The 19,378-nt window shown below is 64.9% G+C and carries 18 protein-coding genes, 2 pseudogenes and 1 riboswitch; of the genes and pseudogenes, 6 read left to right on the plus strand and 14 right to left on the minus strand.

What is annotated here, in order from left to right; translation table 11 throughout:
• Positions 1 to 56: 56 nt before the first annotated feature.
• Positions 57 to 467, plus strand: a pseudogene (locus tag M2S36_RS25130) (methyl-accepting chemotaxis protein); the annotation flags it as partial.
• On the opposite strand, the pseudogene M2S36_RS13835 reads toward M2S36_RS25130, so the two are convergent.
• From M2S36_RS13835 to M2S36_RS13870, 8 genes and pseudogenes are all read right to left on the minus strand, one after another.
• Positions 442 to 3,715 (minus strand): annotated as a pseudogene (locus M2S36_RS13835) (transporter substrate-binding domain-containing protein). The pseudogenes M2S36_RS25130 and M2S36_RS13835 sit on opposite strands and share 26 nt — an antisense overlap.
• Positions 3,716 to 3,728: 13 nt before the next feature.
• Positions 3,729 to 4,343, minus strand: a complete 615-nt coding sequence (locus M2S36_RS13840; protein ID WP_233687673.1) for a response regulator transcription factor — start codon at positions 4,341 to 4,343, stop codon at positions 3,729 to 3,731.
• Positions 4,344 to 4,564: 221 nt separating this feature from the next.
• Positions 4,565 to 4,807 (minus strand): DUF1272 domain-containing protein, encoded by a 243-nt coding sequence (locus tag M2S36_RS13845; protein WP_013972792.1) that lies wholly within the window; start codon positions 4,805 to 4,807, stop codon positions 4,565 to 4,567.
• 39 nt (positions 4,808 to 4,846) lie between these two features.
• The gene (gene cobM / locus M2S36_RS13850; protein ID WP_233687674.1) at positions 4,847 to 5,626 is read right to left on the minus strand and encodes a precorrin-4 C(11)-methyltransferase; all 780 of its coding nucleotides are present in this window, start codon (positions 5,624 to 5,626) and stop codon (positions 4,847 to 4,849) included.
• 32 nt (positions 5,627 to 5,658) lie between these two features.
• Positions 5,659 to 6,045, minus strand: a complete 387-nt coding sequence (locus M2S36_RS13855; protein ID WP_207832597.1) for a cobalamin biosynthesis protein — start codon at positions 6,043 to 6,045, stop codon at positions 5,659 to 5,661.
• A complete protein-coding gene (locus M2S36_RS13860) occupies positions 6,045 to 6,731 on the minus strand; it encodes a CbtA family protein (RefSeq protein ID WP_207832599.1) in 687 nt (228 codons plus the stop codon). The genes M2S36_RS13855 and M2S36_RS13860 overlap by 1 nt, the downstream gene beginning before the upstream one ends.
• Before the next feature lie 9 nt (positions 6,732 to 6,740).
• On the minus strand, positions 6,741 to 6,929 hold the full coding sequence (locus M2S36_RS13865; protein WP_333957292.1) for a CbtB domain-containing protein: 189 nt from the start codon (positions 6,927 to 6,929) through the stop codon (positions 6,741 to 6,743).
• Positions 6,930 to 7,022: 93 nt separating this feature from the next.
• Positions 7,023 to 7,246, minus strand: a riboswitch (cobalamin riboswitch).
• 178 nt (positions 7,247 to 7,424) lie between these two features.
• Positions 7,425 to 7,904 carry a GNAT family N-acetyltransferase gene (locus M2S36_RS13870; RefSeq protein WP_207832601.1) on the minus strand — a complete coding sequence of 160 codons (480 nt, stop codon included), beginning with the start codon at positions 7,902 to 7,904 and terminating at the stop codon, positions 7,425 to 7,427.
• 125 nt (positions 7,905 to 8,029) lie between these two features.
• Between M2S36_RS13870 and M2S36_RS13875 the strand changes: the two genes are divergently transcribed.
• From M2S36_RS13875 to M2S36_RS13895, 5 genes are all read left to right on the plus strand, one after another.
• Positions 8,030 to 8,659 carry a LysE family translocator gene (locus M2S36_RS13875; protein WP_333957293.1) on the plus strand — a complete coding sequence of 210 codons (630 nt, stop codon included), beginning with the start codon at positions 8,030 to 8,032 and terminating at the stop codon, positions 8,657 to 8,659.
• 20 nt (positions 8,660 to 8,679) lie between these two features.
• Positions 8,680 to 9,552 carry an alpha/beta fold hydrolase gene (locus M2S36_RS13880; RefSeq protein ID WP_333957295.1) on the plus strand — a complete coding sequence of 291 codons (873 nt, stop codon included), beginning with the start codon at positions 8,680 to 8,682 and terminating at the stop codon, positions 9,550 to 9,552.
• 96 nt (positions 9,553 to 9,648) lie between these two features.
• Positions 9,649 to 10,536: a pirin family protein gene (locus M2S36_RS13885; RefSeq protein ID WP_207832607.1), complete on the plus strand. Its 888-nt coding sequence runs from the start codon at positions 9,649 to 9,651 to the stop codon at positions 10,534 to 10,536.
• Between the two features lie 257 nt (positions 10,537 to 10,793).
• Positions 10,794 to 11,723 (plus strand): DNA-3-methyladenine glycosylase family protein, encoded by a 930-nt coding sequence (locus tag M2S36_RS13890; RefSeq protein ID WP_333957296.1) that lies wholly within the window; start codon positions 10,794 to 10,796, stop codon positions 11,721 to 11,723.
• Positions 11,724 to 11,907: 184 nt separating this feature from the next.
• Positions 11,908 to 12,168 carry a DUF1652 domain-containing protein gene (locus tag M2S36_RS13895; protein WP_063914185.1) on the plus strand — a complete coding sequence of 87 codons (261 nt, stop codon included), beginning with the start codon at positions 11,908 to 11,910 and terminating at the stop codon, positions 12,166 to 12,168.
• A 99-nt stretch (positions 12,169 to 12,267) separates the two neighbouring features.
• Here the strand turns inward: M2S36_RS13895 and M2S36_RS13900 are convergent, their stop codons facing one another.
• From M2S36_RS13900 to M2S36_RS13925, 6 genes are all read right to left on the minus strand, one after another.
• Complete coding sequence (locus M2S36_RS13900) at positions 12,268 to 12,555, minus strand: hypothetical protein (RefSeq protein ID WP_207832611.1); 288 nt, start codon at positions 12,553 to 12,555, stop codon at positions 12,268 to 12,270.
• Positions 12,556 to 12,724: 169 nt separating this feature from the next.
• Positions 12,725 to 13,372: a DNA oxidative demethylase AlkB gene (alkB, locus tag M2S36_RS13905; protein ID WP_207832612.1), complete on the minus strand. Its 648-nt coding sequence runs from the start codon at positions 13,370 to 13,372 to the stop codon at positions 12,725 to 12,727.
• Positions 13,373 to 13,602: 230 nt separating this feature from the next.
• Entirely contained in the window at positions 13,603 to 15,048 is a 1,446-nt protein-coding gene (locus tag M2S36_RS13910; protein ID WP_333957298.1) for a curlin, read from the minus strand.
• A gap of 16 nt (positions 15,049 to 15,064) precedes the next feature.
• Complete coding sequence (locus M2S36_RS13915; protein WP_207832617.1) at positions 15,065 to 15,538, minus strand: curlin; 474 nt, start codon at positions 15,536 to 15,538, stop codon at positions 15,065 to 15,067.
• A 15-nt stretch (positions 15,539 to 15,553) separates the two neighbouring features.
• A complete protein-coding gene (locus M2S36_RS13920; protein WP_333957300.1) occupies positions 15,554 to 17,791 on the minus strand; it encodes an Ig-like domain-containing protein in 2,238 nt (745 codons plus the stop codon).
• Between the two features lie 32 nt (positions 17,792 to 17,823).
• On the minus strand, positions 17,824 to 19,152 hold the full coding sequence (locus M2S36_RS13925; RefSeq protein WP_207832621.1) for a hypothetical protein: 1,329 nt from the start codon (positions 19,150 to 19,152) through the stop codon (positions 17,824 to 17,826).
• Positions 19,153 to 19,378: the final 226 nt, after the last annotated feature.

Raw genomic sequence — 19,378 nt, forward strand, 5'->3', positions numbered from 1 at the left:
GCACCGAGGTGGTACAGCAGGCGGTGCAGGTGATCGAGCAGATTTCCCATGAGCTCGACGACGCTGCACGCAGTATCGATGCGGTGAGCAAGCAGTCGGATGTGATCGGGCAGATCGTGTTGACCATCCGGGGCATTGCCGACCAGACCAACCTGCTGGCCTTGAACGCAGCCATCGAGGCGGCCCGCGCCGGCGAGCACGGCCGCGGTTTTGCCGTGGTGGCCGACGAGGTGCGCAACCTGGCGGCGCGAACCAGCAAGGCAACCCTGGAAATCGTCGATGTGGTGAGGCAGAACCACGACCTGTCACTGTTGGCTGTAGCCAGCATGCAGTCGAGCCTGAAGCGCACCGGTGATGGCGTGGCGCTGGCCAACGAGGCTGGCACGGTGATCATGGAAATCCAGCAGGGTTCACGGCACGTGGTGGATGCCATCAGCCAGATCAGTTCGACGCTTCAATTGAACTGAGCGCATCACCCAGCTCGTCCAGCAAGGCCTCCAGGCTGGCTTGTAATTGCAGGCGCAAGTCAGCCGTCGACAGGCCTTGGCCGTGGGCCTGTTCGATGGCTTCGCAATCCTTGACCAGCGTGCGCACCTTGAGCATCTTTGCCCCACCCTTGATCCGGTGAGCCAGTGCGCGCACCGCCTCGCCGGGGGCGTCTGCTGCCAGTGCACGCAAGGTGCCCAGGTCTTCGCTGATGCTTTGCGACAGCTGTTCCAGCAAATGCCGAATCAGTTGTTCGTCGTCCTGGGTCAGGTGGCGCAGTTCGCTCAGGTTGAAGCCGCTGCCGGGCCGCGCCGGCGGCTGTTGCCGGGCAAGGGCCTGGGGCAGGTGGGTCTTGAGCGTGCGCAAGCCAATCGGTTTGAACAGGCATTCGTCCATGCCGCTGGCCAGGCAGCGGGTACGCTCTTCGGCCTGGGCGTTGGCGGTGACGCCGAGAATCCGGCATGCCGCCAGGCCGCGCTCGCCCTCGAGGTTGCGGATGCGGCGGGTCAGTTCATGGCCATCCATGACCGGCATGCTGCAATCGGTGATCACCAGGTCAAAGCGCGCTGCCTGCCAGCGCGCCAGAGCGATTTCGCCGTTTTCCGCCAACGTCACGCGGTGCCCCAAGGTCTGCAGTTGCCGCTCCAGCAGCAGCAGGTTGGCCGGGGTAGTCGTCGACCACCAGTATGTTCAACGGGCCGCTGCTGCTTTCCAGCGCCGGGGCGTGCAGTTGCACCTGCTCCGGTGCTGCGCAGGCGGGCAGTTGCAGGTTGACCTGCACCTTGGTGCCAACGCCTTCGACGCTCTGCAAGCCCAGGTTGCCGCCCATCAGCTCGGCCAAGGTGCGGCTGATGACCAGCCCCAGGCCGGCGCCCTGGCGTGCCCGAGGGCCGTCGGCCTGGACGAAGGTATTGAACAGCCGGGCCTGGTCGGCCGGGCTGATGCCGATGCCGGTGTCTCGCACACTCAGTTCCACTGCCAGGTGGTCGTTGTCGGGGGGCGTGGGCAGCAGCAGGCTGGCGTGGACTTCGCCGCGATCGGTGAACTTGATGGCGTTGCTGATCAGGTTGGACAAAACCTGCTTGAGTCGTAGCGGATCAGCCAGCACCCAGACCGGCGCAGCCGGCAGTTCGCTGTGCAAATGCAGGCCTTTGGCCCTTGCATTGCCTTCGAACACCCGCACGGTGGCACGTACCAGTTCGACCAGGTTGGTGGGCACCGGCTGCAGGGTGATATGCCCGGATTCGATGCGGGAAATGTCGAGAATATCGCCAATCAGTTCAAGCAGGCCGATGGCCGAGTCATGGGCGGTCTGCAGGGTCTGGGTGTCGCAACGGCCGCCGCGGCTGTCTTCCAGGGCCAACTCCAGCAGGCCGATCACGGCATTCATCGGGGTACGGATTTCATGGCTCATGGTGGCCAGGAAGGTGCTCTTGGTCTGGCTGGCCTGTTCGGCGTCGTCCTTGGCCTGGCGCAGTTGTTCGAGCAGGCCGCGGCTCAGCGCCAACTGGGCTTGCAGCGCGTGCTGGGCCTCGGTGCGCTGGTTGATCAGCTTGCGCAGGTAGCTGTTCCAGAACACCACCCCGGCCAGCAGCAAGGCCGACAGCACCAGCACCTGCAGGGCCAGGGTGCGGTAGTCACGCCAGGGGCTGTCACTGACCAGGGTACTGGTGCGCCAGCGGTTGACCAGCTGGTCCAGCTCTTCGGGTGGAATGCTCAGTAGTGCCTTGTCGAGGATTGCCTGCAGCTGGGGTTGGTCCGCGGCCACGGCGAAGGCGGCGACAGCCGGGTCGTCGTCGAGCACACTGGCGATGCGCAGGCGGTCCTTGAATACATGGCTGATGTAGTAGGCAGCATTGATATGGCTGCTCAGGGCGACGTCGGCGGCACCGTTGGCCACGGCTTCCATCAGGCCGAGCGGGTTGTCCACTTCGACTATCCTGGCCTGCGGGTAGCGTTGTTGCAGCAGGGCCCGTTGCGGCGAGCCGCGCACCAGGGCGATGCGCTGGCCATCCAGCGCCTTGGCCTGCGCCGGTGATGCGTTGTCGCCGCGGGTGACCAGCACCCGCGGGCTGACCAGGTAGGGGCGGGTATAGCGCAGTTGTTTCGAACGGTCCGTACCGTAGCCCAATGCGCCGATCATCTGCGCATCGCCGCGTGCCAGACGCTCGACCATTGCCTGTGCCGAAGTGCTTTCGACCGGCTTGAAATGCAGCCCCGTGCGCAGCGAGATCTGCTTGAGCAGGTCGAGGGTAATGCCACTGGGGTGGTGCTGGGCGTCGTTGAAAGTCAGCGGCGCCAGCGATGTGTTGACCAGTACGCTGATGCTGGGGTTGGCAGCGATCCAGGCTTCTTCTTCTGCGGTCAGGTCGGTGACGTGGCGCTGCAGCAGCAGGCTGGTGTTGCCGCTGCCCCAGCGGCGCAGGATGTTCAGGCGTTCGCTTTCGCTGATGCGCGCCAGCGCCTTGTCGACCAGTTGGCGCAGGCGCGGGTTGTCACTGGCCAGGGCAAAGGCAAACGCCCCAGGGGCGACCTGGCAGAAATGGTCGATCTTCAGCGTGCCCTGGTAACTCTTGCCAATCGCGAAGTCGGTACTGATGGCATCGCCCAGGTAAGCGTCGGCCTCGCCCAGTTCGACCGCGGCCAGCCCGGCCAGAGTCGAGCGATACAGGCTCAATTGCGCCTTGGGGTACAGGGTGCGGACGCTACTGGCTGGCAGGTAATGATCGACCATGGCCAGGCGCAGGCCGGCAAGGTCGGGCGTGTTTTTCAGGCTGTGCCCCTCGCGGGTGACGATGACCGGCAGGTCGTCAGCATAGGCCGCACTTAGGCTGAGCTGGGCATCCGCCGCCTCGAAGGCGTTGGAGCTGCCCAGCAGGTCGATTCGGCCCTCGCGTAGCGCAGCGATGGCTTCGTGGCGGCTGTCGTAGCGTCGCACTTCGATAGGGATGCCCAACTGTTCAGCAATGATGCCTGCGTAATCGGCGCTCAGGCCTTCGTAGTCGCGCTGGCTGATATTGATTTCGAGCGGTGGGTAGTCGGGCCGCGAACTGCCCAGCACCAGGTGCTGGCGTTGCTGTAGCCATTGCCGCTCGTCGTGGGACAGCGCAAGTGGGGCGGCGGCACTGACCGAGCGGGCCAGCAACTGGCGAGGTTCGCTGTTGGCCAGCAGCGCGCCGGAACCGGCCAGGCCGATGGCCAGGAGGGCGCTTGCCAGCAGGCGCTTCATCGCCGTCAAGTGCTCAGCAGATGCCGTTGCGCTTGGCCAGGTCGACCATTTCAACCAGCGATTCGGTCTTGAGCTTTTCCATGATGCGGCCCCGGTAGGTGCTGATGGTCTTGGCACTGAGGTTCATGCAGGTGCCGATATACTTGTTGCTCTCGCCGCGCGCCAGGCGCCGCAGCACTTCCATTTCCCGGTTGGACAGACTGGCCAGGCGCACCGGCTCGCTTTCCAGCGAGTTGCTGTTGACCGACATCTGCGGGAAGGTCGAGTAGCCCTTGACCAGGGCCTTGAGGGCGAACAGCAACGCCTCGTGGTCTTCTTCCTTGGTCACGAAAGCGCCGATACCGGCATCCAGACAGCGCCGTACATACAGGTCGGTGGCCTGGCCGGTCAGTACCATGATCTTGGGGACCGGCTCCAGGCATTGCAGGCGCTTGATCACTTCCATGCCGTCCAGGCCGGGCAGGCCGATGTCGAGAATGACCACGTCCGGGCGCAGTTCGCGGGCCACCTGCGCCACCTCGCTACCATTGCCGACCTCGCCGATGACATGGAAGCGCTCGCGTTCGAGCAACATGCGCAAGGACAGCCGGACGATGGGGTGGTCGTCGACGATCAGCACGGTAGTCATGAGGAAAACTCCTGTCGGGGTGTGGTCCGCTTCCTGGATCACTCAGGAATACGTCTGCAAGTGGGGTTATCGGAAGCGCTGCACGATACGACCATTCCCGAAATTTGGTAATGCCGAGTATAGAAGTGTTGAAAGTCCCCGCGCTTGTTGTTGAAAAGTCCTACAAAAAAGGGGAAAGACATCACCCTACCAAAGCGGCAATGTCTGTTTTTTGAGGTCGGTCAAGCGCAGGCGGAGTGCGATTTGCTCACGCGCTGGGTCGAGGCGGGGTTGTTGGCCAGCGCCTGGCCGACCCGTGTCGGGCGTGCCACCAACTGGCCAGTGCAGTTCGGGCAACGGCCCTGGAAACGGGTTTCGGCGCAGGTACGGCAGAAGGTGCATTCGAAGGAGCAGATCAGCGCGTCGGGGCTGTCACCCGGCAGGTCGGTATCGCAGCACTCGCAGTTGGGGCGTAGGTCGAGCATGGGCATGACTCCTGTTTGCAGGCGGGAACCTGGAGTCTGCTACGTCCGCGGCGAAGCTGGCAATGCCTGGTCGCCAGGGCGATACAGGTGGGCGTGCCCCGCGCGGTACAAGGCCGATTCGGCAAACGGTGTGTCGCCCAGTACGTGGCCCACCAGGATCAGCGCGGTGCGCCGGAAGTTCTTGGCCGCGACACGTTCGACGATATCGCCGAGGGTGCCGCGTGCCCAGTCCTGGTCCGGCCAGGTGGCGCGATGCACCACCGCCACCGGGCAGTGCGCGCCGTAGTGCGGCAACAGTTCATCGACGATACGCGACAGGTGCTTGACCCCCAGGTGAATCGCCAGGGTGCTGCCGTGGCGCGCCAGGTCGCCCAGTTGTTCGCCGGGCGGCATTGGCGAACTGTCGCCATAGCGGGTGAGGATAACGGTCTGCGCGACCTGCGGCAGGGTCAGTTCGCAGCCGAGCAGGGCGGCGCTGGCCGCCGTGGCGGTGACCCCGGGGATGATCTGGTAATCGATGCCCAGCGCCTGCAGGTGGCGGATCTGCTCACCGATGGCGCCGTACAGGCTGGGGTCGCCACTGTGTACCCGGGCTACATCCTGACCTTGCTCGTGCGCGCTGCGCATGGCGGCAATGATCTGTTCCAGGTGCAGTTCGGCACTGTTGATCACGGTCTCGGCCTGGTGGCCCTCGAGCACGGCGGCCGGCACCAGCGAACCGGCATAGATGATCACCGGGCACTGGCGGATCAGCCTTTGGCCCTTGACCGTGATCAGTTCCGGGTCGCCGGGGCCGGCGCCGATGAAGTAGACCGTCATGGAAAGTCCTTGCAAGAAAGAGGGGAGAACGTTCAACAGGCCAGGGCGAGAGTGGCCGGGCCCAGTACCTGGCGCGTCAGCAGCAAACTGGCCGTGCCAAGCCGCTGACTTGCCAGGGCCAGCGCCGCACTCTCGGCCACGCCCCAGCAGCCGCTGTGGGTATGGGCTGTGGCGGAACGGTGGCTGAGTTGGTGTTCGTAGGGTTGCAACTGCGCGGTATCGTACAACACCAAGGGCACGTCGAGGCGTTCGGCCAACTGCTGCAAGCCGGCTTCGTCGGCCTTCAGGCCGATGCTGGCGATGCCATGCAGGTCGGCCAACGCCAGGCCCTGGTTGTCCAGGGCCTGGCGTAGCAGGGTTTCCAGCGTATCCGCCGGGCAACCCCGGCGGCAGCCGATGCCGGCGTAAAAGGCTGGCATCAGGCCTTGCTGGAGCGTCCGAACAGCCAGGCGCTAAGCAGGCCCAGGGCCAGCCAGAAGGCAGCGTTGGTCAGCCAGGAGGCCACTTTGAACTGGGTTTCCAATGCGGCAGGGGCCAGGCTCTCGTGCACCTCGGGTTGCGGTGCACCGATTACATGGGGAATGACCAGCAGCACGGCACCCAGCGCCTTCAGCAACCAGTGGCGGGCGAACACCAGCAGGGCCAGGCCCAGCGCAGTGGCACTGGCGGTGCCGACCCACCAGGCCTGGCGTTGTCCCAGGTCGGCGGCTGCGGTACCTGGCAGTTCCGGCGGCAGGCCCAGGGTCGGGGCCAGGCAGAACACGGCAAAGCCGGCCAGGCCCCACAACGCACCGGTGGCGGCACGCTTTGGTTCGCGCAGGTTGTAAAGGGCGGTGAGGATCAGGGCGAAACCGACCGCGACCACCAGGTTGCCGCCGGTGGTGGACAGTACCCGCTGCCAGCCGTCTTCCGGCGACCAGGCTTCGGCGCTGTGTTCATGGGCGGCCACTTCGCCAGCATGTTCGTGCTGGGCGGCCGGGGCCGCGGACTCGTAGGTTTCTGCCTCGAGAATCAGCGGGGCGACCCAGAAGCTTTGCAGCAGGGTCAGCAGCAAGGCCGCCAGTAGCCCGCTGAAGCCCGCGGTACGGGCAATGCGTGTGATCATCGGGCGTACTCAGTGGCAGGGGAAGGCGGCGCTGTGGCGGGTGTCGTGGGCGGCGTTGTGCACGGCCTCGATGTGCGAGAAGCCGGCGAAGTACACCAGGCACAGGCCCAGCAGGCTGGCGCTCACGGCGATAACGACACGCTGGCTGAGGGTGACGGGGGTGGTGATGCTATGTTGCTTGGCGCTGGTGACGGGCATGACGCGTTCCTCTGCTTTTTGTGGGCAATGGGCAAGCGCGGCAGCCCCGAGCGTGGCGGCCCAGGGGAATGCAACAGCGCCCGCCCACCGCGGGGTGTTCATGAACGCCAGGCCGGTCTCCGGGCTTGCGAGGAGGAGCCAGGCTCCTGGAAGGCGTCACCTTCCCATGCCGGGTGACCGGGCACAGTGGCAAAGACGCTTCGCTCGCTTACCGTTGCGGGGGCAGCACCGGCCTTGTCCGGCCCTGCTGGAGGGCCTGCGACGCACCGGTTTCCCGTTTCACCCCCATGGGGGGCACCTGAACGCGAGGCATAAGGAGAGCATGGGGCGGGGCTGGCGTCAATTGCCAGAATTGAGTTTGCGGGGGCTCAGGGCATCCTGTGGGAGCGGCTTCAGCCGCGANNCGGCTGAAGCCGCTCCCACAGTGCCCCTGCCGAGTGATGCGCAGTTCCAGGAGAGCGGGCTTGACCGGAAACCGGACGCAAGCGCCCCCGGTTATCCCCGGGCAAACGCCGCCAGCTTGTCCCCATCCAGCCGGTAGCGCACCCACTCATCCTGCGCCTCGGCCCCCAGCTTCTGGTAGAAGCCGATCGCCGGTTCGTTCCAGTCCAGCACGCTCCATTCCAGCCGCCCGCAATTATTCGCCACTGCCTCGCGGGCAATGTGTTGCAGCAACTGTCGCCCGGCGCCGTCGCCGCGTTGCTCAGGGGTGATGTACAGGTCTTCCAGGTAGATGCCGTTGCGACCTAGCCAGGTCGAGTAGCTATAGAAATACACAGCAAAGCCGATTGCCCGGCCATCGCGTTCGCAAATCAGGCTGTGCACGGTGCTGCCCTCGCCAAACAGGCTGTATTCGATATCGGCAACGCTCGCGATCACCTCGTGGCGGGCGCGTTCGTACTCGGCCAGCTCGGTAATGAAGGCCAGGATCTGCTCGGCATCGGCGCGTACGGCAGGGCGAATGGTGAGACTCATGGTGACGGCTTCCTTGGTCTGGTGGTAGCGGTACAGCGATGTGTATCTACACAATTTAGTAGAACTGTACCGGTCGCAGAGGAGGGCGACTCCATTAGTGTGACAGGACCCATAAAGAATGTGGAATGCCTGCCATGCTTGCCTCTGCCGACCTGCTGACCGCCTTCGTGCTGTTTGCCTTTGTATCTTCCATCACGCCTGGCCCCAACAACACCATGCTGCTGGCTTCGGGGGTGAACTTCGGCGTGCGCCGCTCGATCCCCCATGCCATGGGTATCAGCGTCGGGTTCATGGTGATGGTGCTGGCTGTTGGCCTGGGCCTGGGCGAGGTGTTCAAGGCCTGGCCGCCACTGTACACGGTACTGCGCTACACCGGCGCCACCTACCTGTTGTACCTGGCCTGGAAGATCGCCACCTCCGGGCCGGTCGGCACAGCCTCGTCCAGTGCCCGCAAACCGCTGGGCTTCTGGGGGGCGGCGGCATTCCAGTGGGTCAACCCCAAGGCCTGGGTGATGGCAGTGGGGGCAATCACCACCTACACGCCGGCGCAAGGCTATGTAACCAACGTTATTATCATTGCCGCCTTGTTCGCCTTGGTCAACCTGCCCAGCGTGGGGGTGTGGGTGATGTTCGGCAGTGCCCTGCGCAACCTGTTGCAGAACCCGCGCTGGCTGATGCTGTTCAATGTCCTGATGGCCTTGTTGCTGGTGATTTCACTGTACCCGCTGCTGTTTGTAGAATCGGCGTTTTCCTGACCTGCGAGTACAGTAAGCCGATGCAGTTGATTCCCTGGTCCCACGAATGCGCCGAAGGCTTCACCCTGCGTGGTTGGCGAACCCCGGCCAGTGGCAGGCCGCTGCTGCACTTTCTGCACGGCAACGGCTTCTGCTGCCTGGCCTACCAACCGTTGCTGATGCGCCTGGGCGAGCATTTCGACCTGTGGCTCAGCGATGTCCAGGGCCATGGTGACAGTGACCATGGCGGGGTGTTTCGTGGCTGGAACCGTACCGCTGCGTTGGCAGTGGACGCTTTCGAAGCCGGACGAGGCGAGTATGGCGACGTGCCGCGCTTTGCCGTGGGCCACAGCTTCGGTGGCGTACTGACCGGCCTGATCCTGGCCAGTGAACCGCAACTGTTCAGGCGTGCGGTGCTGCTTGACCCGGTACTGTTCAGCCGGCGCATGCTGGGTGTAATGGGGGTTGCAGCCCTGGTCGGCTTGCACCAGCGTCATGCCTTGGCGCGCAAGGCCGCCAGCCGTCGCAGCCACTGGCCTGACCGCGAGGCAGCCCTGGCTTCGCTGCAAGGGCGGGGGATCTTCAAGGGTTGGACCGATGCGGCGCTGCGGGCCTACATCGAGCATGCCATTGGCGACTGTGGCGAAGCGGTGGTGCTCAAGTGCCGGCCCAGCCGCGAAGTGGAAATCTTCAGTTCGTTCCCCAAGCGCATGTGGGCAAGCCTTACGGCGATCCGCACGCCCACGCGGGTGCTGTATGGCGAGCAAACCTACCCCTTCGTGCCCCATTCGGTGAACCGCCTGGCGGCGCTCAACCACAACGTGACCGCACAGCAGGTTGCCGGCGGGCACTGCTTCATGCAGGAAGACCCGGCCACGGCTGCCGAACAGGTGCTCGGTTTCTTGCAAGGCTAATTGTTCCATTGGTGGAACGATGAATGCCAATCCAGCCAGCTACCGCCTGATTGGCGTCATTGATAAGGTTGTCTCAACCAAGAGAGGAGCCTTCTCATGAAAACGATTCTGGGTGTTCACCGCAGTCCTCATGCCCACTGGGTAGGTGATGGCTTCCCGGTGCGCAGCCTGTTCACCTACGACAACCTGGCCAGCAAGATCAGTCCGTTCCTGCTGCTGGACTATGCCGGCCCTCATGACTTCACCCCCACCAGTGCGCGGCGCGGCGTTGGCCAGCATCCGCACCGCGGCTTCGAGACCGTGACCATCGTTTACCAGGGCGAGCTGGAGCACCGTGACTCCACCGGCGCCGGTGGCTTGATCGGCCCCGGTGACGTGCAGTGGATGACGGCTGCCAACGGCATCATCCATGAAGAGTTCCATTCCCCGGGTTTTGCCCGCAGTGGCGGTACGCTGGAGATGGTACAGCTGTGGGTCAACCTGCCGGCGCGGGACAAGCGCGCAGCGGCTGGCTACCAGACGCTGCTGGCCGAGGACATCCCGGTGGTGGCGCTGGACGGCGAGGGCGGTAGCCTGCGGGTGATTGCAGGTGACTATCGTGGCCACTCTGGGCCGGCGCGGACCTTTACCGCCATGGATGTCTGGGACCTGCGCCTGAATGCCGGTGCAGCCTTGCAGTTGCCGGTGGCCGCCGGGCGCAATGCGGCGCTGGTGGTGTTGCGCGGCAATGTGCGGATCAACGGCGAGCGCGAAGCCGGTCCATCCAGCCTGGTGCTGCTTGACCGGAGCGGTGAGGACGTTGCCGTCGAAGCGCTGGAAGGTGCCAGCCTGCTGCTGCTCAGCGGTGAGCCGATCGACGAGCCGATCGTGGGTTATGGCCCGTTCGTGATGAACAGCCAGGCAGAGATTGCCGAGTCGTTCGACGACTTCCATGCCGGGCGGTTCGGGCAGATGCAGGATGCGCGGGACGGTGCGGCGCATTGACCCTGGTTGATTGAATGGCTTGTCCGGCCCTGTCGCACAGATAACTGAATTCGCAAGCGATCCTCGTACCCTGTGGGAGCGGCTTCAGCCGCGAAGAATCCAACGCGGTGCATGGCACCGGCTGCGCCGGTGTTCGCGGCTAAAGCCGCTCCCACAGGGGCCCTGCCAATTCAATGAGTCATGTGCAGTTCCATGAGAGCTGGCTTGCCGGCGACAGGGCCGGTACAGGGCATTAGATTTGCTGGCATGATGCAGCCATGCCCAAGCTAACTCCTTTGCACGCCGTGCGCCGATCATTGCCCACCCCCGGCCACCACACCCTGTGGCTGCGCTACCGTGCTCCTTACCACTGGCCCTCGACCCTGGCCTTCCTTGCTGCACGCTGCATCCCCGGCATCGAGACCTGCTTCGATGGCACCTACCGGCGTACCCTGGTGGTTGCCGGCCGCCACGCCGTGCTGCACGCGACACCTTCGGGCAGCCAGCACCTGCGGGTCCGCCTTGAAGGCGTCCCGGCGCTTGCGCTACCCGGCCTTGTCGCCAGGCTGAGGCGGGTCTTCGACCTCGATGCCGACCCCGCTCGCATCAATGCCGAACTGTCCCGCGATCCACTGATGGCCTGCCTGATACAGCAGCGCCCAGGCCTGCGCGTGCCACAAGGCTGGGACGCCTGCGAGCAGGCCATGCGCACTGTGCTGGGCCAGCAGGTCAGTGTGGCCGGGGCAATGACCCTGGCCGGCCGCCTTGTGCAACGCCACGGCGTGGCCCTGCGCCGGTCCGCACCGGGCCTGAGCCATGTGTTCCCGGCGCTGTCGGTATTGGCAACTGCGCAGTTCGACGGCATGGGCATGCCGCGGGCGCGCGCTGCCACCCTGGGCACGCTGGCCAGTGCCTTGCTGGCCGAACCGGGGCTGCTACGCAGCGGGCAGGTGCTGGACGAATTGCTACGCAACCTGTGCCAACTCAAGGGTATCGGCCCCTGGAGCGCGCACTACCTGGCGCTGCGCCAGGCCGGCGCGGCCGATGCCTTGCCGCTGGGCGACGTGGCGCTGGTCAAGGCGTTGCGCTTGCTCGAAGGCGATGACGCCCAACTGGCGCAAAGAGCCCTGGCCTGGCGACCGTGGCGGGCCTATGCGGCCCAGCACCTGTGGGCATCGCTGGGGCCTGCCGGGACCGCTCGTCGTTAAGTCTGCCATTGCGTTCGAACCCTCCGCCTGCGCAAGCGATCTTCCACTAAGGTGCTAGAGGATTCCCCGCACGATCATTGCCCCGGCGCATGGACGCCTGCCCGGGCATGCGCAATATCAATTGGCGCCTCGCCTGACAAAGGCGTACTCACACAACAGGCCATCCCACAGAGAGGGTCGTACCATGTCGTTGATAGGAGTTTCGATGCTAGAAATGCGGCAGATGATCGAGCAGGCCTGCCTGCCCGACCGTTGTGAAGTCAGCTGCCCGGACGGCGCCAACCTGACCATCCGCCTGGGTCAGGGCCAGAGTCTCGATGAGGGCGTGACCCTGAGCGGGGTTCCGCTGCAAAGCCTCAACAGTTGCCGTGACCTGGTCAACCTGGTCGGGCAGCTGCACGCGCTGCGTGACAGCCACCCGGCGCCGCTCAAGGCGATTGCCTGAGCACGCCCACCGCGCCCTGCTCAGCCCACAGGCTGGCCGGGCGCATCTATCCGCCAGTTGTGCGGCACTGCCCATGCTCAGGCACACTCGCTGATCGCCTCACTGCAGCTCCAGCAGCAGGTTCAGGCCGCCATCACCGCATTTTCCCTGGTCGCGGACCACACCGTGGTAGCTGCGCCCGTCCCAGACAAAGGCCACGCTGTGGGCACGGTCAACCTTGTCAGGCAACGGCGGGCAGATGTGCAGGCGCAGCCCCGGCCGGCCTTGCAGGTTGAGGGCGGCGAGCTGGCATTGGCACACCACGCTCTGCGCCACCGGGCCGAACAGGGTGTCGCGTACGTAATCGAGTTGCAGCGAGGCATTGGGTGCGCGGCAGGGCATTTTCATAGGCGCGCGGCTCCGCTCTGTAGGGTCGGGGAACAGGGCTTGCAGGGCATGCTGGGCTCCAGGCTGAAGAGGGCGTGGCTTATCGTTTGAAGCTTGCCTGGCCAAGATGTTCAACGTGTTTCATGTGCGTTCATCCTGTTTGCGCCGGGTGACGGAGCGCGGGGCCGATTCAGCCACCGGCCTTGCGCAAGGTCAGGTTGATCCGCCGCTCGCCCAGGCGCGGATGCACGCCAGGCTTGATCGGCAGCACGCCGTGAAAGCGCAAGCGGTCTTCGCCACCCCAGACCAACACATCGCCATGGCTCAGCGGGATGCGCCGGGTCTTGTCGACGCGCTGCAGGCCACCGAACAGGAACACCGCCGGAAGCCCCAGCGACACGGACACGATCGGCTGGCCGAAGTCCTGCTCGTCGCGGTCCTGGTGCAGGCTCAGGCGGGTACCCGGCAGGTAATGGTTGACCAGGCAGGCGTCCGGCACGAAATCGTCGAACCCGGCCATGGCCGCGGCGCGGGCGGCCAGGTCGAGCAACACTGGGGGCAGGGCAGGCCACGGTTTGCCGCTGAGCGGGTCGCAGGGGCTGTAGCGGTAGCCGTGTTCATCACTGACCCAACCCAGGGTGCCGCAGTTGGTCAGGCCGACCGCCATGCGCAGGCCGCCCGGGGTGTGCATGTGCCGGAACGGCGCGGCACGCAGCACCGGACGCAGGGCGTCGAGCAGCGCCTCGATATCGGTCAGGGCGAAGCCGGGCAGCAGCACGGTGTGGCTGGCCAGGCGTTGCGGCTGGGGGCCGAACAGGTCGAGGTCGGACTGGATCATGGGCTTTGTATCGGGTTGGGTGGGGTCCATTGTAATGCCCTTGGCAAGCTTGGCCTAATTCGCGGGCACGCCCGCGCCCACCAGGTTTGCACAGGCTTTGACGGCAGTGGAGTACCTGTGGGAGCGGGCGTGCCCGCGAACAGGCCGGCAAAGAAAAGGAAGTTCTGACGAGAATAAAAAGGAACCGCGGCACCAGGGAGAGGAGCACCGCGGTTCAAGGGGGGAGCGATCTACTGCTGGGTCACAGTGGCCAGGTTCGTGCTGCCCAGCTGGCTGATGGTTGCGGTCTGGTTGACACCGCTCTGGTCGACGTACGCTTTGTTGCCCTGGCCTCCCTGGGTCACATAGGCCATGTTGTAGCTGTCAGCCTGCTTGATGGTGGCTTCGTTGCCGCTACCGTACAGCTGGTTGGTGTAGCTCTGGTTGCTGTAGCCGGACTGGTCCAGGTTGATGACGTTGTCCTTGCCCTGGCTGTTGCCGTAGGCATAGTTGTCGGTGCCACGCTGGTCGGCGATCAGGAGGTTGTCAGTGCCGTTCTGCTCGAAGTACAGCTCGTTGTTCATCTCGGACTGTTTGGTCTCCATCTGGTTGCCGGTGCCTTTCTGGGTCAGCGTGGCCAGCTGGTTGTCACCGTTCTGGGTCAGGTTGACGCCGTTGCCATTGCCGTCCTGGTTGATGGTGGCGTTGTGGTTGGTACCGAACTGGCCGCCCATCTTGGCGCCTTTCCAGTTGCTGGCGGTGATGCTGTTGCCATTGCCCTTGGTGTTGATGGTCAAATTGAGGTTTTCACCGTTCTGGTAGGTGAAATGCAGGTTGTTGCTACCGGTCTGGGTGATGGTAGTGGTCGAGTTGTTGGTCTCGAACTGGTCCGACCAGCTGGCGTTGGCCGTGCCCTGTTGTGACAGGCTGACCTTGTTGTTCATGCCGAAGCTCTGGTCGATATAGCCTTCGTTCATCTGGCCGGACTGGGTCACGAATGCCTGGCTGCCGGTCTGGGTGTCCTGCCACACTTCCACCGAGTTGCCGCCACCGTACTGGCCAATGCCGATGGTGCCGCCGGTGCCGTCACGCTGGTCGCCATACGCCCAGTTGCCCTGGCCATCCTGGTAGATCTGGATATCGCCATCGACGTGGTTCAGGTGCTCTGCGGCGGCATAGTTGTCCTGGCCGGTCTGGTTGATGCTGCTGCGGTTGTTGCTGCCACCAAAGGTCTGCTCGATGAAGGCTTCGTTACGCTGGCCGGATTGCCAGGTGGTGGCCTTGCTGCCTTCCTGGCTGTCCTGCCACACGGTCGAGGTGTTCTCGGCGCCTTGCTGGGTTTGCAGCGATTCGTTGCCCAGGCCCAGCGACTGGCTGGCGAAGGCATCGTTGTAGCTGCCGCCGGCGTGCTGGGTGATATGGCTGCCGTTCTCGAACAGTTGCTCGGCGTAGCCGGCGTTGTACTGGCCGGTGGCGCTCTGCCGGATATCGCTGGTGCTCTCGACCTGCACCGCCATGTGGTTGTGGCCCTTGCCGGTCTGGGTCTGGGTGGCCGAGGCGTAGGGTGCCAGGGTCTGGCTGACTTCGGCGATGTTTTCCTTGCCGTCCTGGGTCTGGGACGAGGTACTGTCAGCAGCCATGGCCTGACCTGCAAGGGCCAGGACGATAGCGGCACTTAACGGAGCGAGCTTGTACATGGTGGTGCCTCCAGGTCTATCGGTATTGGGTGATCTGAACATGCTGGCCACTGCCGGCCTGGGTCACGGAGCTGTTGAGGCCTGTGCCGGACTGCACGATGCTGGCGCTGTTGTCGTTGCCGATCTGCTCGATGGCTGCGCTGTTGCTGCTGCCGCTCTGGCGGATCGACGCGCTGTTGCCATTTCCCTGTTGGCTGATGATGGCCATCAGGTCACTGCCTTCCTGCAGGATGTACGCTTCCTGTGCACCACCGGCCTGGACGATGCGGCCCAGCAGGGCCTGGCCGTTCTGGTCGATGGCGGCGCGGTTGCCCGAGCCTTGCTGCCCGATCACCGCAGCCTGGCCGGCACCGGCCGGCAGCAGGCGGATGATCACCGGTTCGCCGAGGTCGTTGCCGGGTGCGAGGTCGGCATTGTCCATCAGGTCCTCGGCCCAACTGGCCTGGCCTGCCAAGGCCAGGCTGAGCAGCAGGGAGTACAGGCGTTTCATTGCAACCTCCGGCCTTCACTGCACCACAACGTTGACGGTGCGCGTGGTGCCTTGGCTGGTGGTGATCGTCGCCGTTGGTGCCGCGGTCGGGATGATCGTGGTGCTATTGCTGACTGCCAGGCGCCAGCGACCGGTCAGCGCTACCGTGGCGGTGCCAAGGGTCTGCACGCCGGTCGTGGTGGTCACCCGTACGGTCACGGTGTTGCCGGTGGTGACCGACGAGGTGCCGCTGAGGTCCCAGTTGTAACGGTTGTTGGAGCGCGCCGTGACCGTGGCTGCCGTGACCGCGAAGGTTTCGGCCGCAGGCCGTGGCGACACGTTGACAGTAACGGTGCCGGGGTTGGACAGCGCCCCCAGCGAGTCACGTGCCTGGTAGGTGAAGGTGGTGGTGAAGGCCGTGGTTACCGTGGCCGGTGGGGTGTAGGTCACCGTGGTGCCGTTGGTGCTGACTGTGCCCCGGCCGGCAGCCGGCTGGGTGAGGGAGGCAGCGGGCACCGTCAGCGGCAGGTTGCCTTCCGGATCGGTGTCGTTGGCCAGCACATTGATGGTCAATGGCACGCCCAGGGTGGCGACGGTTTCCGGGTTGGCGGTCGGTGCCCGGTTGGGCGCGACGTTGATGGTGACCGTTGCCGGTTCCGACTTCAGCCCTTTGGCGTCCACCGCCCGATAGCTGAAGGTGGCCACCACCGGTTGTGTGGCTCCGGTTGGCGGGGTGTAGGTGACCGAGGTGGTGCCGTTCATCACCGCGCCGCCAAGACCTGTACCGGGCTGGGTCAGGTCGCTGATGGTCAGCGGCACGTTGCCGTCCGGATCGCTGTCGTTCTGTAGCAGGTTGAGGGTGATCGGGATACCGACGCTGGTGCTGCCAGTATCGGCCTGGGCCAGCGGTGGCTGGTTGGCCGCCTCGACCGGAGCGTTGCCGACCACGACCACTGGTTCGACATCGCTGCCGCCACGCGCCGACTTGACCGTGATGGTGGCCGGTGGCTGCGGCACGTCGTTGACGGTCAGGCTTTGCAGCGTGCCTGCCTTGGACAGGCGACCGTAGCCTTGGGCGAGCAGGTCGGGGATTGCCACCTCGTCACTGGAACTGGCTTCGATCAGCAGGCGCTTGTTGGCCCAGTCGTAGCGTGCGGTGCTGACCTTGACCACATCGGTGAGCTTGCTCGACAGCGCGGTCGGCTGGGTGCCGCCGGCGCTGTTGCTGGCGGTGACCACCACCAGCGCAGGCGGTGCGACCTGGCCGAACTGCTGGTGGAAGAACAGCCCGTTGTTGTCGGCGGTGAGGGTGTACTGGCACGGCGAAGGCGGGGTGCCGACCAGGGCGATGCCATTGCGCATGCACAGGCTGGCTGCACTGGGAGCCTTGGCGAACACTTCAGTACGGGTGCCGGTGGCGTTGCGCGAGTAGGTGGCGCGCTCCAGGGTGACCGGTGTTTGTGCGCGCGGGTCCAGCACCTTGCCCGAGACAGTGAAGGCGTTGGTCTGGATGGTGCCAGCGGGGCCTTGAATGCGGACGAAGTTGGTATTGAAGGGGCTGCCCGTCACCGCTTCGGTGATGTTGGGGTCGCCGATGTAGGTTTCGGTGGCGCCAGTGTCGGGATTGACCTCGGTGTAAGGCCCGCCAACCCCCTTCAGCCAAGGGCCGATCGCCCCCGCCAGTGCTCCGCGGAAGTTGCCCGGCGCGCCGATGCCGATGTCGCGGGTGATGTTGATTGCCCGTCGGCCTGGTGTGGTGACGTTGACCGTCTCTACGCCATAGGGGTGGGTGATGGTGTAGGTACCGGCAGTGGGCACCGACACGCGGATACGGATGCGGGCGAAGCTCTGTTGGTCTCCATCCACCGGGTTTTCGGCGGCAAAGGCTGCTTCCACGCCAGCGACGTAAACTTCCAGTTCATAGCCGCTGTTGCCCACGGCCGGGATGGAGGTCTCGGCCAGGAACCAGAACATTTCCGGTGGCCAGTTGTCCGGGAACACCAGCGGCAGGGTATCGTCGTAGATGCCGGGTTCGGGCAGCAGGGTGCACATGTAGGCCGGTGTACCCGGGGCGCCTGCGGCCCGCGAACTGACGGCACGTGACTGGCACAGCTCCAGGGACTGGTCGAGGCTGTCCTTGTACCACATCGGGAAGCCACCGGTGGCGAAGGTGTAGGGCCCCGGGTCGACATCAGACAGCGCGGCAAAGGCAGCGCTGGTAACGGTAAGGGAGAATCCGGCGGCCAACAGCGCACGGCGCGACCAAGTGTTCATGCTGCCTCCTTGAAGGCTGAGCCTTTGTCTGTTCATGGCACCAGCACCACGTCTTCGGTGTCGCTACCGCCATTGGCACTGGTGACCTGCACCTTGGCCGGCGGGATGGGTGACAGGCTGGTGCTCAATGTCTTCACGGCGCCGTTGCCGCTCAGGTTGCCGATCAGCGTGCCGTTGCCGGTGTGCGCGGTGAGTACCGGCGGCGTGGTTTCGTCGCTGGTGCTGGCCACCAGGGTCAGCTCGCCGGTGGACAGGCGGTACTGGGCCTGGGTAATGGTGACCAGGTCGGTCAGTGGCACGTTGGCGGTGGTCGGGCTGCTGGTGGGGATCGCCACGCTGTTGTTGGCGGTCAGCGTCAGGATCGTCCCGGCGGCCGGGTCGAGGACCGACTGGGCGTACCAGGTGCCAGTGCCGTTGGCCTCGGTGAGGTTCAGGTTGGGAGTCTGGCTGGTCAGGGCGACGCTGGCCGGTGGCGGCGGGGCCATGACGAAGATGTCCTGCTGGGCGCGCAGGTCGCCGTTCTCGGTATGCCGCGAGTAGGTACTGCGTTGCGGCATCAGCGGGGTTGGCAGGGCCACTTCGGAAAGCTTGCCCGAAATCGCGAACAGCTCGGTGCGCAGGTCGATGCCGCCGGGGCCTTCGATGCGTACATAGTTGGTGTTGAACGGGCTGCCGGTCACCCGTTCTTCCAGGTTCGGGTCGCCGATGAAGCGCTCGCTGCCCTCGGTGTAGGGGCCGTTGACACTGCGCAGGAATGGCCCGACATCGCCTTTGAGGGCGCCGGTGAAGTCGCCTGCGCCGCCAATGCCGATGTCGCGGGTCATGTTGATCGCCCGCCGCCCGCCGGCTGGCACGTCGAATACTTCGACACCGTAGGGGTGGGTGATCACATAGGTGCCGGCGGTAGGGACATCGACCCGGATACGCACCCGGGCGAAGCTGACCTGGTCGCCATCGACAGGGTCTCCGGAGCTGAACGCAGCTTCTATCGCCGTGCCATAGCCCAGGTTGATGCCGCGCGCTGCGTCGACGATGGTGGCGTCGGCAGTGAACCAGAACGCCTCATCGGGGAAGTTGCCGGGGAAGGCGATGGGTTGGGTATCGTCGAACACGCCGGGTGTGGGCAGCAACGTGCACATGTACGACGGTGCGCCGGGCGCGCCGGCGACCCTGGAACTCACCGCCTTGGTCAGGCACAGGTCGAGGGTGCGACCGTGACTGTCCTGGTACCAGGCGGGGAATTTACCGTTGGCGGGTACATAGGCGCCTGGATCGACAGCATTCAAGGCAGCTTGCGCCGGGAGCTGGAGCATGCCGGCGATAATCGCCACTGCCAGCGGGTGGGGTATCGGTCGGTGCATGAGTCATTTCCTCCTGCAAAGGGGCCCATGGACTTGGGGCGTCTGGCAGGAGATCGGCAATAGGCGTGCCAAACCCGGAAAAATGTGCTGTAGCCCTTGCAGGGCAAGGGATCCAATTCTCTTGCAAGGGGATTTGCAGGCGTTTGCCGGTGGGCACGGTGCCCCCAAGGTTGGGGGACTGGGGCAGGTCGTGTCGACCCAATCCTGACATTTGCGTGAACGCGGT

The sequence above is a fragment of the Pseudomonas sp. SF2 genome, assembly GCF_036858055.1.
GTDB lineage: Bacteria > Pseudomonadota > Gammaproteobacteria > Pseudomonadales > Pseudomonadaceae > Aquipseudomonas.